The organism is Sphingomonas fuzhouensis (assembly GCF_034659795.1).
GTDB lineage: Bacteria > Pseudomonadota > Alphaproteobacteria > Sphingomonadales > Sphingomonadaceae > Sphingomonas > Sphingomonas fuzhouensis.
The window spans coordinates 54,003-73,023 of sequence record NZ_JAXSQY010000008.1; the positions used below are offsets into that span (position 1 = coordinate 54,003).

18 protein-coding genes and 1 tRNA gene are annotated in these 19,021 nt (G+C 65.8%); 12 read left to right on the forward strand and 7 right to left on the reverse strand.

The genetic code is table 11. From position 1 onward, the window contains the following. Nucleotides 1-24 precede the first annotated feature (24 nt). From U1H82_RS16020 to U1H82_RS16055, 8 genes are all read left to right on the forward strand, one after another. A complete protein-coding gene (locus U1H82_RS16020) occupies nucleotides 25-843 on the forward strand; it encodes an ATP-binding protein (protein WP_322965946.1) in 819 nt (272 codons plus the stop codon). Between the two features lie 117 nt (nucleotides 844-960). After that, nucleotides 961-1,037: transfer RNA gene (locus U1H82_RS16025), tRNA-Pro, on the forward strand. Nucleotides 1,038-1,114: 77 nt separating this feature from the next. After that, the gene (pnuC, locus tag U1H82_RS16030; protein ID WP_322965947.1) at nucleotides 1,115-1,666 is read left to right on the forward strand and encodes a nicotinamide riboside transporter PnuC; all 552 of its coding nucleotides are present in this window, start codon (nucleotides 1,115-1,117) and stop codon (nucleotides 1,664-1,666) included. Further along, nucleotides 1,663-2,190, forward strand: coding sequence for an AAA family ATPase (locus U1H82_RS16035; RefSeq protein ID WP_322965948.1), 528 nt, complete (start codon nucleotides 1,663-1,665; stop codon nucleotides 2,188-2,190). Before pnuC ends, U1H82_RS16035 begins: the two co-directional genes overlap by 4 nt. Before the next feature lie 38 nt (nucleotides 2,191-2,228). Further along, nucleotides 2,229-4,040 (forward strand): translation elongation factor 4, encoded by a 1,812-nt coding sequence (lepA, locus tag U1H82_RS16040; RefSeq protein WP_322965949.1) that lies wholly within the window; start codon nucleotides 2,229-2,231, stop codon nucleotides 4,038-4,040. A 123-nt stretch (nucleotides 4,041-4,163) separates the two neighbouring features. After that, entirely contained in the window at nucleotides 4,164-4,913 is a 750-nt protein-coding gene (modA, locus tag U1H82_RS16045) for a molybdate ABC transporter substrate-binding protein (RefSeq protein WP_322965952.1), read from the forward strand. 7 nt (nucleotides 4,914-4,920) lie between these two features. Beyond that, entirely contained in the window at nucleotides 4,921-5,610 is a 690-nt protein-coding gene (gene modB, locus U1H82_RS16050) for a molybdate ABC transporter permease subunit (RefSeq protein ID WP_322966035.1), read from the forward strand. Continuing rightward, nucleotides 5,600-6,205, forward strand: coding sequence for an ATP-binding cassette domain-containing protein (locus U1H82_RS16055; RefSeq protein WP_322965953.1), 606 nt, complete (start codon nucleotides 5,600-5,602; stop codon nucleotides 6,203-6,205). The genes modB and U1H82_RS16055 overlap by 11 nt, the downstream gene beginning before the upstream one ends. Here U1H82_RS16055 and U1H82_RS16060 read toward each other — a convergent pair. The 3 genes from U1H82_RS16060 to U1H82_RS16070 all read right to left on the reverse strand — a co-directional run bounded on the left by U1H82_RS16060 (nucleotide 6,202) and on the right by U1H82_RS16070 (nucleotide 10,311). Next, a complete protein-coding gene (locus U1H82_RS16060; protein ID WP_322965954.1) occupies nucleotides 6,202-8,448 on the reverse strand; it encodes a glycoside hydrolase family 3 N-terminal domain-containing protein in 2,247 nt (748 codons plus the stop codon). The two genes, U1H82_RS16055 and U1H82_RS16060, sit on opposite strands and share 4 nt — an antisense overlap. A 75-nt stretch (nucleotides 8,449-8,523) precedes the next feature. Next, nucleotides 8,524-9,153 (reverse strand): hypothetical protein, encoded by a 630-nt coding sequence (locus U1H82_RS16065; RefSeq protein ID WP_322965955.1) that lies wholly within the window; start codon nucleotides 9,151-9,153, stop codon nucleotides 8,524-8,526. A gap of 267 nt (nucleotides 9,154-9,420) precedes the next feature. Further along, nucleotides 9,421-10,311, reverse strand: coding sequence for a DMT family transporter (locus U1H82_RS16070; protein ID WP_322965956.1), 891 nt, complete (start codon nucleotides 10,309-10,311; stop codon nucleotides 9,421-9,423). 120 nt (nucleotides 10,312-10,431) lie between these two features. Here U1H82_RS16070 and U1H82_RS16075 point away from each other — a divergent pair, with 120 nt between their 5' ends. Continuing rightward, complete coding sequence (locus U1H82_RS16075) at nucleotides 10,432-10,584, forward strand: hypothetical protein (RefSeq protein WP_322965957.1); 153 nt, start codon at nucleotides 10,432-10,434, stop codon at nucleotides 10,582-10,584. A gap of 109 nt (nucleotides 10,585-10,693) precedes the next feature. Here U1H82_RS16075 and rpsI read toward each other — a convergent pair whose 3' ends face one another. From rpsI to U1H82_RS16090, 3 genes are all read right to left on the reverse strand, one after another. Further along, nucleotides 10,694-11,239: a 30S ribosomal protein S9 gene (rpsI, locus tag U1H82_RS16080; RefSeq protein ID WP_322965958.1), complete on the reverse strand. Its 546-nt coding sequence runs from the start codon at nucleotides 11,237-11,239 to the stop codon at nucleotides 10,694-10,696. Next, a complete protein-coding gene (gene rplM / locus U1H82_RS16085) occupies nucleotides 11,239-11,718 on the reverse strand; it encodes a 50S ribosomal protein L13 (protein WP_042488064.1) in 480 nt (159 codons plus the stop codon). Before rplM ends, rpsI begins: the two co-directional genes overlap by 1 nt. 122 nt (nucleotides 11,719-11,840) lie before the next feature. Then, nucleotides 11,841-12,896 carry a COX15/CtaA family protein gene (locus U1H82_RS16090; protein ID WP_375339546.1) on the reverse strand — a complete coding sequence of 352 codons (1,056 nt, stop codon included), beginning with the start codon at nucleotides 12,894-12,896 and terminating at the stop codon, nucleotides 11,841-11,843. A gap of 117 nt (nucleotides 12,897-13,013) precedes the next feature. On the opposite strand from U1H82_RS16090, the gene U1H82_RS16095 reads away from it, so the two are divergent. From U1H82_RS16095 to U1H82_RS16105, 3 genes are all read left to right on the forward strand, one after another. After that, entirely contained in the window at nucleotides 13,014-13,481 is a 468-nt protein-coding gene (locus tag U1H82_RS16095; protein WP_322965961.1) for a Fur family transcriptional regulator, read from the forward strand. Between the two features lie 214 nt (nucleotides 13,482-13,695). Beyond that, complete coding sequence (locus U1H82_RS16100; protein WP_322965962.1) at nucleotides 13,696-16,689, forward strand: TonB-dependent receptor plug domain-containing protein; 2,994 nt, start codon at nucleotides 13,696-13,698, stop codon at nucleotides 16,687-16,689. Nucleotides 16,690-16,701: 12 nt separating this feature from the next. Beyond that, nucleotides 16,702-17,688, forward strand: coding sequence for a glycoside hydrolase family 43 protein (locus tag U1H82_RS16105; RefSeq protein WP_322965963.1), 987 nt, complete (start codon nucleotides 16,702-16,704; stop codon nucleotides 17,686-17,688). A gap of 235 nt (nucleotides 17,689-17,923) precedes the next feature. On the opposite strand, the gene U1H82_RS16110 is transcribed toward U1H82_RS16105, so the two are convergent. Then, nucleotides 17,924-18,964, reverse strand: coding sequence for a LacI family DNA-binding transcriptional regulator (locus U1H82_RS16110; RefSeq protein ID WP_322965964.1), 1,041 nt, complete (start codon nucleotides 18,962-18,964; stop codon nucleotides 17,924-17,926). Nucleotides 18,965-19,021 lie beyond the last annotated feature (57 nt).

Consider the following 19,021-nt stretch of genomic DNA (forward strand, 5'->3'; position numbering starts at 1 on the left):
GGTGGGTGCCGTACCGGCGGAGGCATGACCGATCTTGCCCCCGCCGTACTCGAACGCATCGCTGCTGCCCTCGAACGTCTTGCGCCGCTCCCTGCGGCGTCCGCCGATCCGCTCGCGCATCCGGCCTATCTGTGGCGGGGCGGGGCGCTTCATGCCGCGCGGGGGTTCGCGCCGGTGCCATTGCATTTGCTCCAGGGGCTGGATCGCCAGCGGGAGGCATTGCTCGCCAATCTCGTCCGGCTGGCTGATGGCCATGCGGCGCAGGACGTGCTGCTCTGGGGCGCGCGGGGCACCGGCAAGTCGGCGCTGGTCAAGGCGAGCGTCGCCGCCGTTCAGGCGGATCGGCCGGGGCGGCTGGCGCTGGTGTCGGTCGATGCGCTGGACAGCCTGCCCGAATTGTTCGCGATGCTAGAGGGCGTCGAGCGCGCCTTTGCCGTCTTCATCGACGATCTGGGCTTCGAAGGGGCAGGGGAGGCCCGCAAGCTGCGTTCGCTGCTGGACGGCGGGGCGGAGGCGCGGCCTGCGCATGTCCGGTTGCTGGTCACCGCCAATCGCCGTCACCTGCTGCCCCGCGACCTCAGCGAACAGGATAGCGCGATCAATCCGCGTGACGTGGTCGACGACCAACTGGCGCTTGCCGACCGTTTTGGCCTGAGCCTGGGCTTCCACACGCTCGACCAGGACGGGTATCTGGCGATCGTGCGGGGCTATGCGGTGCGGTACGATCTGCCGTTCGATGGCGATGAAGCGGTCAACTGGGCGACGCGCCGGGGCAGTCGTTCGGGTCGGGTCGCCTGGCAATATATCGTCGACCTGGCGGGGCGGATGGGGCGAAATCTGTAATAATTTTGGCGACAGATAAAAAACCGCTTGCGTGCGTCCGAACCGCTGGCTATTGGCGCGCCTCCAGCACGGATCGGCCTTCCCGAAAGGCTTCGAAAACGGTCCGTACTCTCTAGTCGGGGAGTAGCTCAGCCTGGTAGAGCACTGCCTTCGGGAGGCAGGGGCCGGAGGTTCGAATCCTCTCTCCCCGACCATTTCCGCCGCCAAGCGCGCGGCTCAACCCAACGATAGCGAAGCGCCCCGCATGGGCGATCCGGCGTGACCGGGTGGCATGACCTGGCTTGAATCCATCGCCTTTCTCCTCGGCGTCGCGAACGTCACGCTGGTCGTGCGGCGCAGCCTGTGGAACTACCCTGTCGCGCTGGTGATGGTGACGCTCTACGGCCTGCTGTTCTGGCGCGAGCGGCTGTACAGCGATGCGGCGTTGCAGCTCTTCTTCTTCGTCCTCAATCTCTATGGCTGGATCGTCTGGCGGCGCAGCGTCGCGCGCGAAGGCGAGGTGGCGGTCGAGACACTGTCCCTGCGCGCCCGCTCGCTCTGGCTCGCCGGGATCGCTATGGCGTCCTTGGCATGGGGCGGGGCGATGGCGCACTGGACCGACGCGGCGATGCCGTTCTGGGATGCGGGCAATGCGGTCGCCAGCGTCGCGGCGCAGATTTTGCTGGCCCGGCGGCGGCTGGAAAATTGGCTGCTGTGGATCGCGGTCGATTTCTCGTCCATCGCGCTCTACGCGGTGAAGGGGCTGACGTTGACCGCGCTTCTCTATGTGATCTTTCTGGGACTGTCGCTGTGGGGCTATCGCGAATGGCGGGGGCGGGCGTGAGGAGCATCTGCCTTCACGGTCCCGAGAGCACCGGAAAGTCGACCGTCGGGCCGCGCTTGGCCCAGGCCTTGGGCGGACGGTATCTCCCCGAATATGGCCGCGATTATGCCGAGGCGCATGGCACCGACTTCACCATGGCCGATCTGGTGGCGATCGGGCGGGGGCATGATGTGATGTTGGCGACGGCGCTGGCAAGCGGGCCCTGGCCGGTCGTCACCGATACCGATCCGCTGATGACCGCCGTATGGGCCGACATGCTGTTCGGCCGGCGTGATCCGTGGTTCGCCCGCTGGAACCGGCTGTCCGACGTCTACCTGCTCTTCGCGCCCGATCTACCCTGGGTGGAGGACGGCACCCGCCTGTTCGGCACGCTGGCGGCGCGGCAGCGCTTCTTCGACCTTTCTCGCGCAGAGTTGGACCGGCGCGGCGTTGCCTATGCTTTGGTCGAGGGGCAGGGCGAAAGCCGCTATGCAAATGCGCGGGCGGCAATTGATCGCTTTGGCATCTGCGCCAGTCTTTGCTAACGGCTTGCCGAATAGCTTTTCAGGAAACCATTCCACCCGTGTCCACGCCGCTCGACAAGATCCGCAACTTCTCCATCATCGCGCATATCGACCATGGCAAGTCGACGCTCGCCGATCGCCTGATCCAGTTCACCGGCGGCCTGACCGACCGCGAGATGAGCGAACAGGTTCTCGACAATATGGAGATCGAGAAGGAACGCGGCATCACCATCAAGGCGCAGACCGTGCGCCTGGCCTACAAGGCGCAGGACGGCGAGACCTATACGCTGAACCTGATGGACACGCCCGGTCACGTCGACTTCGCCTATGAGGTCAGCCGCAGCCTCGCCGCGTGCGAAGGCGCGCTGCTGGTCGTCGACGCGGCACAGGGTGTCGAGGCGCAGACGCTGGCCAATGTCTATCAGTCGATCGAGCACGACCATGAGATCGTGCCCGTCATCAACAAGATCGATCTGCCCGCCGCCGAACCCGAAAAGGTCCGCGCCGAGATCGAGGATGTGATCGGCATCGACGCCTCGGGCGCGGTGCTGGCCAGCGCCAAGTCGGGCATCGGCATCGGCGACATCCTGGAAGCGATCGTCAAGAACATCCCTGCGCCCAAGGGCGACGCGGCCGCACCGCTCAAGGCGATGCTGGTCGATAGCTGGTATGACCCCTATCTCGGCGTCGTCATCCTGGTCCGCGTGATGGAAGGCACCCTGAAAAAGGGGCAGCAGATCAAGTTCATGCAGGCGGGCACCACCCATCTGATCGACCGCGTCGGCTGTTTCCGGCCGAAGATCGAACAGTTGACCGAACTAGGCGTCGGCGAGATCGGCTTCATCACCGCGCAGATCAAGGACGTGGCGCAGGCGCGCGTCGGCGACACGCTGACCGACGCCAAGAAGCCGACCGAGCAGGCGCTGCCGGGCTTCAAGGAGGTGCAGCCAGTCGTGTTCTGCGGCCTGTTCCCGGTCGACGCCAACGACTTCGAGAAGCTGCGCGAGTCGATCAGCAAGCTGCGGCTGAACGACGCCTCGTTCAGCTTCGAGATGGAAACCTCGGCCGCGCTCGGTTTCGGCTTCCGTTGCGGCTTCCTAGGCCTGCTCCATCTGGAGATCATCCAGGAGCGGCTGACCCGCGAATATGATCTCGACCTCATCACCACCGCGCCATCGGTGGTCTATCAGATCGAGCTGACGCATGGCGGCGGCCAGATCGATCTGCACAATCCCGCCGACATGCCCGATCCCAACAAGATCGAGTCGATCAGCGAGCCGTGGATCGAGGCGACCATCTATGTCCCCGACGAATATCTCGGTTCGATCCTGAAGCTGTGCCAGGACCGGCGCGGCATCCAGAAGAACCTCACTTATGTCGGCGGCCGGGCGCAGGCGACCTATGAACTGCCGCTCAACGAAGTCGTGTTCGATTTCTATGACCGGCTGAAGTCGCTGTCCAAGGGCTATGCCAGCTTCGACTATCACCAGATCGGGTATCGCGAGGGCGACCTCGTGAAGATGTCGATCCTGGTCAATGAAGAGCCGGTCGATGCGCTGTCGATGATCGTCCACCGCGGCACCGCCGAGACACGCGGGCGCGGCATGTGCGAGCGGTTGAAGGAACTGATCCCACGCCACCTGTTCAAGATCCCGATTCAGGCGGCGATCGGCGGCAAGGTGATCGCGCGCGAGACGATCAGCGCGATGCGCAAGGACGTGACCGCCAAATGCTATGGCGGCGACGCAACGCGTAAGCGGAAGCTTTTGGAAAAGCAGAAAAAGGGTAAGGCGAAGATGCGCGAGTACGGCTCGGTCAGCATCCCGCAGGAAGCCTTTATCGCGGCGCTGCGCATGGGCGACGAGGCGTAACCCCTTATTCCTCCCCAAGCGAGCTTGGGGAGGAATTTCACACAGCGATCAACGGGATAAAATCGTTCCTTGCGCGTTACAGCCCATTGACGCCATCCAGGCAAAAAAAGGGGAACGCCGACGATGGGATTTCGATTTGCCGCGCTGATCGGCGCGCTATGCCTGTCGGCTCCGGCGGTCGCGCAGGACCGCGCCCCGTTGGTCCTTGCCGCCGCCAGCCTGCAGGAATCGATGACCGCCGCCGCCGATGCCTGGGCGAAGCGGGGCCATCCGCGTCCGGTCATCTCCTTTGCCGCGTCCTCGGCGCTCGCCCGGCAGGTGCAGGCGGGGGGCAGGGCCGACCTGTTCGCCTCCGCCGATGAGCAATGGATGGACGTTCTGCAGAAGGACGGATTGCTGGCCGACAAGACGCGCAGCGCGTTTCTGGGCAATCGCCTGGTCGTCATCGCGCCTATGGGGCGTGGCGGGCAGGTGACGACGCGCACGCTCGGCAAGACCCTGTCCGCCGGAGCGCTGGCGATGGCCGACACCGACAGCGTACCGGCTGGAAAATATGGCAAGACGGCGCTGGAACGGCTGGGTGCATGGGCGATGGTTGCGCCGCATGTCGTGCGTGCGGAGAATGTCCGCGCCGCGCTGGCGCTGGTCGAGCGGGGGGCTGCGCCTTACGGTATCGTCTATGCCACCGACGCCAAGGCCTCGGCCAAGGTTCGTGTTGCGGGCATGTTCCCGGCCGCGAGCCATCCGCCGATCACCTATCCGCTCGCCCGGTTGAAGGCCTCGACCAATCCCGAGGCGGAAGGATTTCGCCGTTTCCTCCTGTCGGCGGATGGCAAGGCGATCTTCCGTCGTTATGGTTTCTCGACGCGATGACGGTGTGATGCTGTCGGCCGAGGAATGGGGGATCGTTCGCCTGTCGCTGCTGGTCGGGGGCACGGCGATGCTTGTGACCCTGCCGATCGCATTCGGGCTCGCCTGGCTGCTGGCGCGGGGGCGGTTTCCGGGGCGGGTGCTGCTCGACGGGATCGTTCATCTGCCCCTGGTGGTGCCGCCGGTGGTGACCGGCTGGGTGCTATTGCTCGCCTTTGGACCCGACGGGCCGATCGGCGCACGGCTGGCGGCCTGGTTCGGCGTGAGCGTGCTGTTCCGCTGGACGGGCGCGGCGATCGCGGCGGGGGGCATGGCGCTGCCGTTGGTGGTACGGGCCATCCGCCTGTCGATCGAGGCGGTCGATCCCCGGCTGGAACAGGCGGCGCGGACGCTTGGCGCAGGGCGCTGGCGGGTGTTCGCCACCATCACCCTGCCGCTCTGCGCGCCGGGTATCCTGGCGGGGCTGGTCCTCGGTTTCGCACGCTCGATCGGGGAGTTCGGCGCGACGATCACCTTCGTCTCCAACGTGCCGGGTGAGACGGCGACGCTGCCGCTCGCCATCTATTCCGCGCTCCAGCGGCCGGGTGCCGAGGACATGGTCTGGCGGCTCGCCACGGTGTCGGTCGTGCTGTCGCTGATCGCGCTGGTCGCCTCCGAATGGCTGGCGCGGCGGATGGGGCGGGGGTTGCATGTCCTTTGACGTGTCGGTCTCGATCCGGCGCGGGGACAGCCGGATCGCGGCCCGCTTCGCCACGGGGCCTGGCGCGACGGTGTTGTTCGGCCCGTCGGGCGTGGGCAAGACCACGATCCTTCACATGGTTGCCGGGCTCGTTCAACCGGAGGCCGGGCATGTCCGGATCGCCGGGGAGACACTGTTCGATGCCGACGCGCGTATCGATGTTCGCCCCGAGCATCGCCGCATCGGCTATGTCTTTCAGGAGCCGCGCCTTTTCCCGCATCGGCGCGTGGCGGCCAATCTGCGCTATGGCATGGCGCGGGGCGGTGGCGATTGGGACGGCGTGATCGCGATGCTGGGCATCGGCCATCTGCTCGACCGCTGGCCGCGCAGCCTGTCGGGGGGCGAGGCGCGACGCGTGGCGATCGGCCGGGCGCTGCTCAGCGGACCGCGCGTATTGCTGCTCGACGAGCCGCTATCGTCGCTGGACCGCGCGCGGCGGGGGGATATCCTCGACGCACTGGTGGCGGTGCGTGACCGGACCGGCATCCCGATCCTGATGGTCACGCACGACCCGGACGAGGCCGAGCGCATCGCCACCGCGATCGTCCGGCTTTAGACCAGTTCGAAGGTCTTTCGATCCCCATCGACCGAGCTGGTGGCGACCCACAGGTCGAACTGGCCCGGCTCGACCACCCAATTGTCCGCGCCCCAGAAGCGCAGATCGTCGCGGGTCAGTCGCAGCCGCACGGTCCGCGACTGGCCGGGGTTCAGCGTCACCCGCTCGAACCCCTTCAATTCGCGCACCGGACGGGTGCGGCTGGCAACCTTGTCGTGGATATAGAGCTGGATCACCTGCGAGCCCGCGCGTGTGCCGGTATTGGTGACGGTGGCTGTCACCTCCATCGCGTCCGTCATCCGGGCGGGTACGACCACGTCGGAAACCTGCCAGCGCGTGTAGCTGAGCCCATAGCCGAAGGGGTAGAGCGCCTCGTTCTTCGTTTCGCGGTAGCGCGCCTTATATTCCTGCGACCCGGTGTCGGGGGCGGGGCGGCCGGTATTCTTGTGGTTGTAGAAATAGGGCTCTTGCCCGCTCTCGTGCGGAAAGCTGACGCACAGCTTGGCCGAGGGGTTCACATCGCCGAACAGCACGTCGGCAATGGCATTGCCGCTTTCCGAACCCAGGAACCAGGTCGCGAGGATCGCGGGCGCATCCTTGACCGCGCCGTGCAGCGCCAGCGCGCGGCCGTGGCGCAGCAACACGACGACCGGCTTGCCGGTCGCGGCGACCGCTTCGGCCAGCTCCATCTGCGCTTGCGGTACGGTGATCTCGACGCGCGACTGTGCCTCGCCCGACATGATCTGCGCCTCGCCCACCGCCAGCAATACCACATCCGCCGCCCGTGCCGCCGCGACCGCCGCGTCGATGCCGCCGGGGATGGGCGCCTCGATATCCGAGCCCTTGACCACATCCACCGTCAGCTTGCGGTTGCGCAGGCCCTGCGCGATCGAGACGTTCAGCTTGGCGTCCGACATGAACGCCCAAGTGCCGACGACATTGTCGCGGTCCTCCCCGAACGGACCGATCAGCGCGATGCGGCCCGGATTGGCCTTCAGCGGCAACAGGTCGCCGTCATTCTTCAGCAGAACGATCGAACGCGCACCCGCCTCGCGCGACAATTTCAGCATGGCGGGCGTCGATACCTGGGTCCGCTCGGCCTTCTGGCTGATCGAGCGATAGGGATTGTCGAACAGCCCGACCGCTTCCTTCAGCGTCAGGACACGGCGGACCGCTTCGTCCAGGCGCGCCATCGGCACCTCGCCCTTCTCGACCAGATCGGGCAGCCACAGATTAAACAGGTTGGAGGCCATGGCCATGTCCATGCCCGCGAGGAAGGCCTTTTTGGCGGCATCGCGGCCATCGGCGGCATAGCCGTGCGCGATCAGTTCCTCGTCGGCGGTATAGTCGCCGACGACCATGCCCTTGAACCCCCACTCACCCCGCAGCAGGTCGGTCAGCAGCCAGTGATTGCCCGACGCGGGCACGCCGTCGATGTCGTTGAAGGCGGACATGATCGTCGCCACCCCTGCGTCGACGCAGGCCTTGAACGGCGGCAGATACACTTCGTGCAGCGTCTGGGGCGAAATCTCGGTGAAGTTGTAATCCATCCCGCCCGACACCGCGCCATAGGCCGCGAAATGTTTGGCGCAGGCGGCGACGCTGGTCGGATCGCGCAGGCTCCGGCCCTGAAACCCCCGCACGCGCGCCACGCCGAGCCTGGTTCCCAGATATACGTCCTCGCCAGAGCCTTCCGCGACACGGCCCCAGCGCTGGTCGCGGGCGATGTCGACCATCGGCGCGAAGGTCCATTGCATGCCCAGCGCCGTCGTCTCGATCGCGGCGGCGCGCGCAGTGCGTTCGGCCAGATCGGGATCGAAGGCGCAGGCCTCGGCGATGGGCAGCGGATAGGCGGTGCGCAGGCCATGGATCACATCGCCCGCGAAGATCAGCGGAATCTTGAGCCGCGTCTCCATCATGGCATCCTGCGCCGCCTTGGCCCCTGCATAGCCGACGCCGTTGAACAGCATCCCGATCTCGCCCTTGCGGATACGTGCCAACTGGGCAGCGGCATCGTTGCGGGCGGGCAGACCGGGGTTGAAGGGCAGGCCGATCGGGCGAATCTGGTCGGAGAAACAGGATAGCTGCCCCGCCTTTTCCGCCGGGGTCATCTGGCGGATCAGGGTTTCGATCCGGTCCGACTGGGCCAGCGCCCGGCCGCCCAGCGCCATCTCACCCAGCGACAGCCCGGCGATGGTCGCACCGGTCTTCAGTATCTGGCGGCGATCCAGAAAGGGGGACATGAGCGCTCTCCTGCAACATGATGATTTTGTCATGCCGCTACTCCCGCCGGGCGCGCGGGGCAAGACTCGGGTCGTTCAGCGCGGCGCGGCGGCGGGCGGATCGGTGCACCACAGCACGCGGGCAACCAGCCGGGGCTTGGGACAGGCATGGTCGGGGAGGGGCAGCGCGCTGCCGGGGCGCCAGAGCTGCATCCGGCGCAGTATCTCGGGCATCTCGGAATCGATCACCGCCAGCGGATTGCCGTCACCATAGCGTGTGCCGCTGCGATAGCGCAGCACGGGGGCATAGCGGCCCTTGCGTGCCAGTCGATTAACGGTGATCCAGAAGGCGAAGGGGGCGTCCGTGGTAGGCTCGGCGGCGATGATCGCGCCTTGCAACGGTCCCTTGGTGATGAAGCGCACATCCTGATTATTGTTGCGGCTGGTCGCTTTGCGATAGACCGGCACGAAGCGGGCATGGGCCGGGTCATAGGCCAGCGCCATCCGGCCGACGCGCTGATCGCCATTGCCGCCATGGACGCTAGCGACCTGAAGCCATAGCAGCGTCTGGTCCGCCGTCGGGTGGACGATGCGGGCGGTTTCCAGATAATGGGCCGTGTCGAACGGGCTCTTGTCGCCCGGTAGCGCGAGCACGTCGTCCAGCGCCGGGCGGCATGTCTTGCCCGCATCACGGGTGATGCAGAGATGCAGCGGGCCGGGCGCCATATTGCCGCCGGGGTCTTCTACCGGAGCGCCCTGGCTTGTCCGAAACTGCCAACCGGGGGCGAGGCCGAACGGGCGGGACAGGTCGAGCGGCGGCGGCGTTGGCTCGGCCGATGCTGGGCAAGCCGGCAGCAGAACTGCGCATAATAGTCCCGCCAAGGCGAGTCCGCTCGGTCGTCCCATCGTTCCTTCTCCCTGCCACCTCGTATAGCGTTCCCGGCAAATGCGATGAACGGCAAAGCGGGCGATGACGGCTATTTCACGCGCGCGTCAGAAAAGCGTGGTCAGCAGCACCCCGCCGACGATCGCGATACCGGACAGGATCTGGCGCGCACCCAGCCGCTCGCGGAACAGCCGGTGTCCAGCCATGGCGGCGATCGGGGCTTCAATGATGCCCAGCGCACGAACCGGCGCGGCGGGCGACAGGGCCAGCGCCACGAACCACCCCGCCGAAGCGCATGCCCCGCATAGGCCAGCCCCCAGCGACGGGCGCCAACGCCGCGCCACCTCGACCAGTGTCGCCGGATCGCGCCAGGCGAGGATCAGGCCGAGCGCAACGGTCTGCATCGCCTGCACCACCGCCACACAGACCAGGGCGGCAAAGACCGGATGTGCCGGATCGAGCGCCAGCGCGGCATGACGAAAGGCGTTCAGCGAAAAGCCGAAGAACAGGCCGGAGGCGAGCCCCATCGCCGCACCGATCAGTGAGGCGCGGCGTTGCTCGGGCGGCGGCCAGGACAGGGCGACCAGTCCGATCGTGGTGATCGCCACCCCGACCCAGGCGATGGCGCCGATCCGGTCATGATAGACGAGGAGACCGAGCAGCGCGGCGAGCGGCAGCGAACTCTGTTGCAAGGCCGTACCCACGGCAAAACCCGCGCGGTGCATCGCATCGAGGAGCGCGGCGGTTGCCAGCACCTGCGACGCCGCGCCGACGATAGCCGACAGCCAGAAAGCCCGGCCCCAGTGAAGGTCCGCACCCGGCATGACATAATGGGCGACCGTGACGAACAGGATCGAGAAGGGCAGGCCGAACAGGAACCGGACCAACGTCGCGCCCCAGGGACCCGAGGACGACATGACCCCGCGTTGCAGGGCGTTACGGCCGACCTGAAAGGTTGCGGCCGCAATGGTGGCGGGAATCCAGAGTGGGTTGGTCATGCAGGGCTCTTAGAGGGATTGTCGGCCAGGTTGAAACCGTGACCGTCCTGGGGAGGTCGCCATCGCGGAACCTGGCCGTCGTGCCGACGTTGCCGCGTCATGGTCATATTCGGATGCCTGTTGTTGATCATCCTGCCGCTGATCGGCTTGGTGATCGGCAGTTATCTCGGCGGCCTGGCAATCGGTATATGGGCAGCGCTTGGCGGTTTCGGGCTGGCAGTACTCGCCTGCTCGATTTCGGTCATGGCGCTGATGAAGGCCCGACCGCACTGATCTTCCCTGTCCCGGCCCCCAATACCAAAAGGGCGACCCGTTGCCGGATCGCCCCTTCGTAGCAAAAGCCTGTCCCTGGGTCGCTTTCGCAACCCAGGATGGCCCGCAATTAGCGCTTCGAGAACTGGAAGCTGCGACGCGCCTTGGCGCGGCCATACTTCTTACGCTCGACGGCGCGGCTGTCGCGGGTCAGGAAGCCAGCGGCCTTGACCGGCGCGCGCAGGATCGGCTCGTACTTGGTCAGCGCCTGGCTGATGCCGTGCTTGACCGCACCGGCCTGGCCCGACAGACCGCCGCCCTTGACGGTGCAGATCACGTCATACTGACCTTCGCGCTCGGTGATGCCGAACACCTGGTTGATGACGAGACGCAGCGTCGGACGCGCGAAATAGACTTCCTGGTCACGACCGTTGATCGTGATCTTGCCCGAACCCGGCTTCAGCCAGACGCGCGCGACGGCGTCCTTACGACGGCCGGTCGCATAGGCGCGGCCGAACTTGTCCAGCTCCTGCTGACGCAGCGGGGTGGTGCTGACCTTCTCGGCGGCGGGAGCGGCAGGCGCTTCACCGGCGGCGGCGGGCTGCGCCGAAGCGACGGCGGCCTGCTGGTTCAGGGTGGCGCCGAGATCGGCGAGCGACTGGCGGTTATCGGACATTATGCGCCCACCTTGTTCTTGCGGTTCATCGACGCGATGTCGAGGACTTCGGGGTTCTGAGCGGCGTGCGGATGCTCGGTGCCGGCGAAGATACGCAGGTTGCGCATCTGCTGACGGCCCAGCGGACCGCGCGGGATCATACGCTCGACGGCCTTTTCCAGGACGCGCTCCGGGAAGCGGCCTTCCAGGACCTTGGCGGCGGTGATGCCCTTGATACCACCGGCATAACCGGTGTGCTTGTAATACACCTTCTGACCCAGCTTGTTGCCGGTGAAGCGCACCTTGTCCGCGTTGATGACGATGACATTGTCACCGCAATCGACGTGGGGGGTGAACGACGTCTTGTGCTTACCGCGCAGGATGTTCGCGATGATGGTGGCGGCGCGGCCGACAACCAGGCCGTCGGCGTCGACGATATGCCACTTCTTCTCCACCTCGTGCGGCTTGGCCGCCTTGGTGGTCTTCATGAGCGCCTTCATGGGCGAGAGACCTTTCGGTTTGAAATGCAACACGCCGCCCGTGAAACCGAGCGGCGCGAACAAGGGCGCAATGCTGGAGCACCCCCGAAATGTCAAGCAAAGCGCGGCCTTGCTGACGGGTATTATGATACCTTAAGGTCGCGGGTGCCACTGCCCAACCGGTGCGCGGCGGCGGTCGCGGCGATCAGCAGCAGGGCGGCATTGGCCTGATGCGCGACCGCGATGTCGATCTGCACGCCCGACAGCAAGGTCGCGATGCCCAGGCCGATCTGGACGACGACCAGGACGATCACCAGCCACCCGGCGCGCAAGGCCCCGCCCTTGATCGCACGCGCGGCCATCCACACGAGCAGGGCAGCGGCCGCAAAGGCGAACCAGCGATGGATGAACTGCACGACCACCGGATTGTCGAAGACATTGGCGATGGCGGGCGACATCATCGGCGTGCCCGCCGGGAACCAGGCGTCGCCCATCAGCGGCCAACTGGAAAAGGCATAGCCCGCATCCAGCCCGGCGGTCAGGGCACCGAACATCAGCTGAACGAACAGCGTCAGGATCGCGCCTGCGCCGAGCAGGGTGAGCCGGGCGGGGGCCGCCAGTCGATTGCGATGCAGCGCCATCAGGTCGAGCGCGGTCCACACGATCCCGGCCAGGATGAACAGTGCGGTCAACAGGTGCACGGCCAGCCGGATATGGCTGACATCGGTACGCTCGACGAGGCCCGAGGCGACCATCCACCAACCGATCGCCCCCTGTAAGCCGCCCAGCGCGAGAAGGGCGACGAGGCGCGGTTTGTATCCGGCAGGAATGGCCTTGCGCGCCCAGAACCAGATCAGCGGCAGGGCAAAGGCCATGCCGATCACCCGCCCCAGCACCCGGTGGAGATATTCCCAGAAGAAGATCGCCTTGAATCCCGCCAGCGTCATGTCGCGGTTGAAGGTCCAATATTCGGGAATGCGTTTGTAATTGGCGAACTCGGCCTGCCACTGCGCCTCGGTCAGCGGGGGTATGATGCCGGTGATCGGCTTCCACTCGGTGATCGACAGGCCGCTATTGGTCAGGCGGGTGATCCCCCCGACGATGACCATGGCGACGATCAACCCGGCGACCGCGAACAACCAGCGGGCGAGGGCACGGGGACGGGCGGTAATCATGAAGGCAGGGCTCGGTTGCAGCATGGCGCCTGACATAGGCCGCGCCGCCCGGCGGCGATAGTGGACCGAATGCCCCTGCCGTACAGGACCTTGCCCAGTCAGGACCTTGCCCAGTGGGGTGCCACCGCCTAAATCCCCATCATGGCGCACATGCATGACCATCAGGAGCCCCAGGGGGCCGATCTCTCGGACGCGGCCAAGGCGACGCTGGAGCGCGCGGGCGAGCAATGGACGGCGATGCGCGCCAGCGTGTTCGCGGCGTTGGCGGGATTCGACAAGCCCGCCTCCGCCTATGACATCGCCGATGTCATGTCGCATTCGCAGGGGCGACGGGTGGCCGCGAACAGCGTCTATCGCATCCTCGACCTGTTCGTCGGTGCCAATCTGGCACGCCGGGTGGAGAGCGCCAATGCCTATGTCGCCAATGCCCACCCCGATTGCCTGCACGACTGCATCTTCCTGGTCTGTGATCGCTGCGGGCAAACCACGCATATCGATGACGATCACCTGACCGGCGCGGTCCGCGATGCTGCCCGTGCGGCAGGCTTTCGGCCCGAACGCCCGGTCGTCGAGGTCCGCGGACGCTGCGCCGACTGCGCCAAGGATTGAGCGGCCGGGCGCGCGCCTGAGGCGAAACGCCGCACTCCGAATAATGCAATAGGGTAATGATTTAGGCAGCGAAGCCCTCGCTGCCTTTCATCTTTTGACGTGTTTCCGCCAGCCCGGAATCGCGTGTGTCATTTTCCAACATTGACACCGCGCTAAAAACAGGAAATTAATGCTGGTAACGTTACCAGATAAAACAGAATCAAAAGGGATGAGGATGATGAAAAAGACGGGATCGCATACCCGGCGCTTGCGCCGTCATGTCCTGGGGGCGGCCAGCCTGGCGGTTTTGGCCAGCGGAATCATCGCATTGCCGGCTTGGGCGCAGACTGCCTCCGGTCAGGCGGAGCAAACCGGCCAGGCGGGATCGGATGTCGTTGCTCCGGCGAACACGCCCGATACCCAGAGTGATGAAGCCGCGACCCGAGACATCATCGTGACCGGATCGCGCATCACGACCGGCGGCTTCACCGCACCGACGCCGACGACTGTGATCGGCGAGGAGCAGATCCAGCAGAATGCGCAGCCCAATATCTTCACGACGGTCGCGCAGCTTCCTTCGCTTCAAGGCTCGACCGGCACCTCGGTCAACACCTTCAGTACGTCGAGCGGGCAGCAGGGCCTGAGCTCCTTCTCGCTGCGCGGCGTCGGTGCGATCCGCACCCTGACCCTGCTCGACGGCCAGCGCGTCGTCGGCGCGAACGTCACCGGCGTTCCGGACATCAGCCTGTTCCCGCAGCTGCTCATCAAGCGGGTCGATGTCGTCAACGGCGGCGCGTCGGCCTCCTATGGTTCGGATGCGGTCGGCGGTGTCGTCAACTTCATCACCGATACCCGGTTCAAGGGGATCAAGGGCAATATCCAGGGCGGCGTGACCACCTATGGTGACGACCAGCAGGTCCTGATCCAGCTCGCGGGCGGCACGAGCCTGTTAAACGATAGCCTGCACGTCATCGCCAGTACCGAATATGCGCATGAAGACGGCGTTGGCGGCGGCCAGTTCGGCACCGCGCTGGCGGGTGGGCGTGACTGGTTCCACCAGTCGACGCTCATCAACCGCAACGTCCTGAACGACGGATCGCCGCAATATCTGTTCCGCGATTATGCCCAGCCCTACAACTACACGAAATACGGCCTGATTACCGCCGGGCCGCTTCAGGGCATCGCCTTCGACCAGTCGGGCAATCCGTTCCAGTTCCAGTACGGCTCGGGCGGGGTGCCCGCGCGGGACGCGGCGGGCAATGTCCGCGGCTGTTTCCCCGGCTTCTGTCTGGGCGGCGACCTGTCGGGCAATGTCGATGCGGGCCGCTCGCTGCAATCGAAGATCCAGCGGGTGAACAGCTATGGCCGTATCGGCTATGACTTCGCGCCCAACGGCGAAATCTATGGCACGATCAACATCGGCCAGGTGAAGACCAACAACCAGCCGGTCGGCGGCATGAACCGCCCGAACCTGACCATCCAGTGCGCCAACCCCTATGTCCCGGCGCAGATCAAGGCGGCGTGCGCCACCGCCGGCATCACCAATTTCCAATACGGCACCAGCAACGCCGCACTGGGCAACACCCAGGTCTATACCGATCGTCGCCAGTTCCGCTTCGTGGGCGGTGCCAAGGGGCGGGAGAGCGTCGCCGGGTCCGACTGGTCCTATGACATCTATTTCGAGCACGGCACCAACTATACCGATGTCGATGTCAGCAACCTGATGCTGTCGCGTCGCTTCAACCAGGCGATCAATGCGACGACGCTGAACGGCGCGATCGTCTGTGCCGATGCGACGGCGCGGGCCAATGGATGCCAGCCGCTCAACATCTTCGGCGGCAATCCTTCCGCGGCGGCGCTCAGCTATATCATCCCGCAGAATGGCGCGTATCAGCGGACGCGCCAGACGCAGGACGTGATCAGCCTGAACTTCTCGGGCTCGCCCTTCTCGTCCTGGGCGGGGCCGGTGTCGGTGGCGTTCGGCGGCGAGTTCCGCCACGAATTCTACCGCGTGCGCGCCGATCCTTATGGTGCGGGCTTCGCCAATACCCCGGCCAATGCGGCCTATCCGGCCGATCCGGCGCTGCTGGTCGACGGCAACAACTGGTATGCGGGCAATTACAAGAACGGCAGCGGCGCCTATAGCGTCAAGGAGGCCTTCGTGGAGGCCGACCTGCCGATCATCAACTCGGATGCGGGTGGCCGGGCCAACATCAACGGCGCGGTGCGCGTTACCGATTACAGCACCTCGGGCACCGTATGGGCGTGGAAGATCGGCGGCACCTGGGACCTGCCGGTCGATGGCCTGCGCATTCGCGGTGTGACGTCGCGCGACGTGCGTGCGCCGAACCTGTCGGAGCTGTTCGCCGCGCCCGTCACGACGACGCTGCCGGGCTTCTTCGATCCCTTCCGCAACGTCAATGTGCTGGCGCTTCAGAACACGATCGGCAACGTCAACCTGACGCCCGAAATCGCGCGCAACACCACGCTGGGCATCGCCTTCTCCAACTCGCAGGCGATCCCCGGTCTCAGCCTGTCGGTCGACTATTACAAGATCAAGATCACCGACGTCATCTCCAGCCTGGGCGCACAGGACATCGTCAATCTGTGCTTCCTGAACATCGCGCCGGAAACCTGCGGCGTGTTCAACCTGAACAACCCCAACGGCCCCAACTATATCAACGTCCAGTCGTTCAACCTGGCGTCGATCCTGACCGATGGCTTCGATATCGAGGCGAGCTATCGCTGGCAGCGTCCGCTGGGCCTGCCGGGCAGCCTGACGCTGCGGGCGCTGGCGACCAATATCCGGCGCTTCATCACCGATACCGGCCTGCCCGGCACGATCCCCAACGATACGGCGGGCGTCAATATCGGCAATACGCCCAAGTGGAAGTGGCTGGCGGTGCAGACCTATGCCACCGACGACTGGTCGCTGTTGCTCCAGGAGCGCTGGTTCAGCGACGGCAAGCTCGGCAACCAATATGTCGAGTGCACCACGGGATGCCCGGCCTCGACCGCCAACCGGCCGACGATCGACAACAACTTCATCCCCGGCGCCTTCTATTTCGACATTGGCGGCACCTATAATGTGAGCAAGGCGGTGACGGCCTATTTCAAGGTCGACAACGTCTTTAATCGCGACCCGGCGCGGTCGCCCTATTTCGTGAACCCGGCGCTCTATGACGTTCTCGGGCGGGTCTTCCGCGCGGGCGTGCGCTTCAGCTTCTAAGGGGGATCGGGCATGACGGTATCGCGGATGATCGCATCGTTGCTGCTGCTGGCCATGCCGGGGGCGGCGCTGTCGGCGGACCAGCCGGGGCGCAACCCGATCATCCGCGATCGGTTTACCGCCGACCCCGCGCCGTTGGTCGTCGGTGACCGCCTGTACCTCTATGTCGGGCATGACGAGGCGCAGCGGGACGAGATGTTCAACATGAAGGAATGGCTGGTCTATTCGACCACCGACATGCGGCACTGGACGCCGCATGGGCCCATCATGAACGTCAAGGACTTCAAATGGGCCCAGAAGGACGCCTGGGCGTCACAGGCGATCTACAGACACGGCAAATACTGGTTCTACGCCGCCGTCGAGCATGACGACAGCCATCCCGGCAAGGCGATCGCGGTCGCCGTTTCCGACAAGCCGACCGGGCCGTTCGTCGATGCCAAGGGATCGGCGCTCATCACCAACGAGATGACGCCCAAGGGCACCCATAGCTGGGAGGATATCGATCCCACCGTGCTGACCGATGACGACGGCACGACCTGGATCGCCTGGGGCAACCGGCAATGCTATATCGCCAAGCTGAAGCCCAACATGATCGAGATCGACGGCCCGATCACCGAGATCACGCCGCCGCATTTCGAGGAAGGGCCCTGGCTGCACAAGCGGGGCAAGCTCTATTACCTGACCTATGCCTCGCTCGACCGGACGACACAGCGGGACGAGCATATCTCCTACGCCACCGCGCCGTCGCTGAAGGGGCCATGGACCTATCGCGGGCTGCTGACGGGGTCCGGCAAGTACAGCTTCACCATCCATCCGGGCATCGCCGAGTTCAAGGGCAAGTCCTATCTGTTCCTGCACAATGCCAACCTCGCGATCGGCGACCAGAGCGGCGCGATCGGGCGGCGGGCGGTGACGGTCGAGCGGCTTTATTACAATCCCGACGGCACGATGAAGCCGGTGGTGCAGACCGATGCCGGTGTGACGGCTTCGGCGCGCTAGAGGCGTGGGTCTGCCCTCCGATCCCCGTCCCGGCCGGGATGGCAAATTTTACCTCATTCCTCCCCTGCAAGGGGAGGGGGACCATGCGCAGCATGGTGGAGGGGAGTGGCAGGTCGAACCCGCCCCGCGGGTTCGAGGATTGCCGGGGGCAATCCGGCCTGCCACTCGCTTTCGAGAGGGCGACACCCCTCCGTCAGGCCTGCGGCCTGCCACCGCCCCTTCCAGGGGAGGGCGCTCAGCGGCGTGGCGGGGCGGTGGAGTCGCGTTCGATCAGTTGATGTTCCAGCACCGTGATGCGCGGGCGGCCTTCGGTAGCGGGAACCCCGCTGCGAATGTCCTGGATCAGCATCTGGAGTGCGGCCGTCGCCAGCGCGCGGACCGGTTGGTGGATGGTGGTCAGTGGCGGCCAGAGCGTCGTCGCGGCGGTGCTGTCGTCGAACCCGGCCACGGTCAGGTCGCCCGGCACGTCCAGATGCCGCCGATGCGCGACCGAGACGACCGCGGCGGCCATATCGTCGTTGCTGGCAAAGATCGCGGTCGGCGGCCGTTCGCCGTCGAGCAACTGCTCGCCCGCCGTCAGTCCCGAGGCATAGCTGTAATCGCCCTGGACGATCCGCGTCTCCAGCCCGCCTTCCTCCTCGACCGCTCGGCGAAAGCCCGCCAGACGCTCGATACTGGCCGACTGGCCGGGGTTGCCATGGACGAAGCCGATGCGCCGATGGCCCAGGCCGATCAGGTGGCGCGTCATGTCATAGGCCGCGCGGGCATTGTCGATCCAGACGCAGGCGGCATCGGGCGCAACGCCGCCGATCACCGCCATGGGCAGCCCCGCCTCGCGGACGATGTCGCGCACGAAGTCGGACTCGCCCAGTGGCGGCGCGAGCATCACGCCCGCGATCCGCTGGTCGATCAGGCCCTGGATCGCCTCGCGCGTCGGCGGGCGGCCCTGTTCGCCCTTCAGCAGGAAGAGCTGCGCGGCGCGGGTCGAGGCTTCCTCGAACACGCCGACCAGCAGCTCGCTCATAAAGGCTGCGCTGGGATTGGAATAGATGACGCCGATCCGGATCTCACGCGAAGTGACCAGGCTGCGCGCCATCAGATTGGGCGTGTAGTTCAGTCGGGTGATGACCGCGCGCACATGGACGCGGACCTCGTCGCGCACGCCCGCATCGTCATTGATGACGCGCGAGACGGTCATGGGCGAGACACCAGCCTCCTTGGCCACGTCGATGATGGTCACGCCGCGTGGGCGCCGTCGCGTCTTCGTCACGGTCATCCTGTCCCGTCATCGGCCTGTGCGCTATGCCGATGCTCGGCAACAGCCGTGCCCCGG

Coding starts and splice junctions, on each gene's coding strand:
- U1H82_RS16105 (WP_322965963.1), top strand. CDS start 16,702: ATGACGGTATCGCGGATGATCGCATCGTTGCTGCTGCTGGCCATGCCG.
- modA (WP_322965952.1), top strand. CDS start 4,164: ATGGGATTTCGATTTGCCGCGCTGATCGGCGCGCTATGCCTGTCGGCT.
- U1H82_RS16065 (WP_322965955.1), bottom strand. CDS start 9,153: ATGGCGCCCGGCCCGCTGCATCTCTGCATCACCCGTGATGCGGGCAAG.
- modB (WP_322966035.1), top strand. CDS start 4,921: ATGCTGTCGGCCGAGGAATGGGGGATCGTTCGCCTGTCGCTGCTGGTC.
- U1H82_RS16095 (WP_322965961.1), top strand. CDS start 13,014: ATGGCGCACATGCATGACCATCAGGAGCCCCAGGGGGCCGATCTCTCG.
- U1H82_RS16055 (WP_322965953.1), top strand. CDS start 5,600: ATGTCCTTTGACGTGTCGGTCTCGATCCGGCGCGGGGACAGCCGGATC.
- rpsI (WP_322965958.1), bottom strand. CDS start 11,239: ATGTCCGATAACCGCCAGTCGCTCGCCGATCTCGGCGCCACCCTGAAC.
- U1H82_RS16020 (WP_322965946.1), top strand. CDS start 25: ATGACCGATCTTGCCCCCGCCGTACTCGAACGCATCGCTGCTGCCCTC.
- U1H82_RS16110 (WP_322965964.1), bottom strand. CDS start 18,964: ATGACCGTGACGAAGACGCGACGGCGCCCACGCGGCGTGACCATCATC.
- U1H82_RS16070 (WP_322965956.1), bottom strand. CDS start 10,311: ATGACCAACCCACTCTGGATTCCCGCCACCATTGCGGCCGCAACCTTT.
- pnuC (WP_322965947.1), top strand. CDS start 1,115: ATGACCTGGCTTGAATCCATCGCCTTTCTCCTCGGCGTCGCGAACGTC.
- U1H82_RS16100 (WP_322965962.1), top strand. CDS start 13,696: ATGATGAAAAAGACGGGATCGCATACCCGGCGCTTGCGCCGTCATGTC.
- rplM (WP_042488064.1), bottom strand. CDS start 11,718: ATGAAGGCGCTCATGAAGACCACCAAGGCGGCCAAGCCGCACGAGGTG.
- U1H82_RS16090 (WP_375339546.1), bottom strand. CDS start 12,896: ATGCTGCAACCGAGCCCTGCCTTCATGATTACCGCCCGTCCCCGTGCC.
- U1H82_RS16060 (WP_322965954.1), bottom strand. CDS start 8,448: ATGTCCCCCTTTCTGGATCGCCGCCAGATACTGAAGACCGGTGCGACC.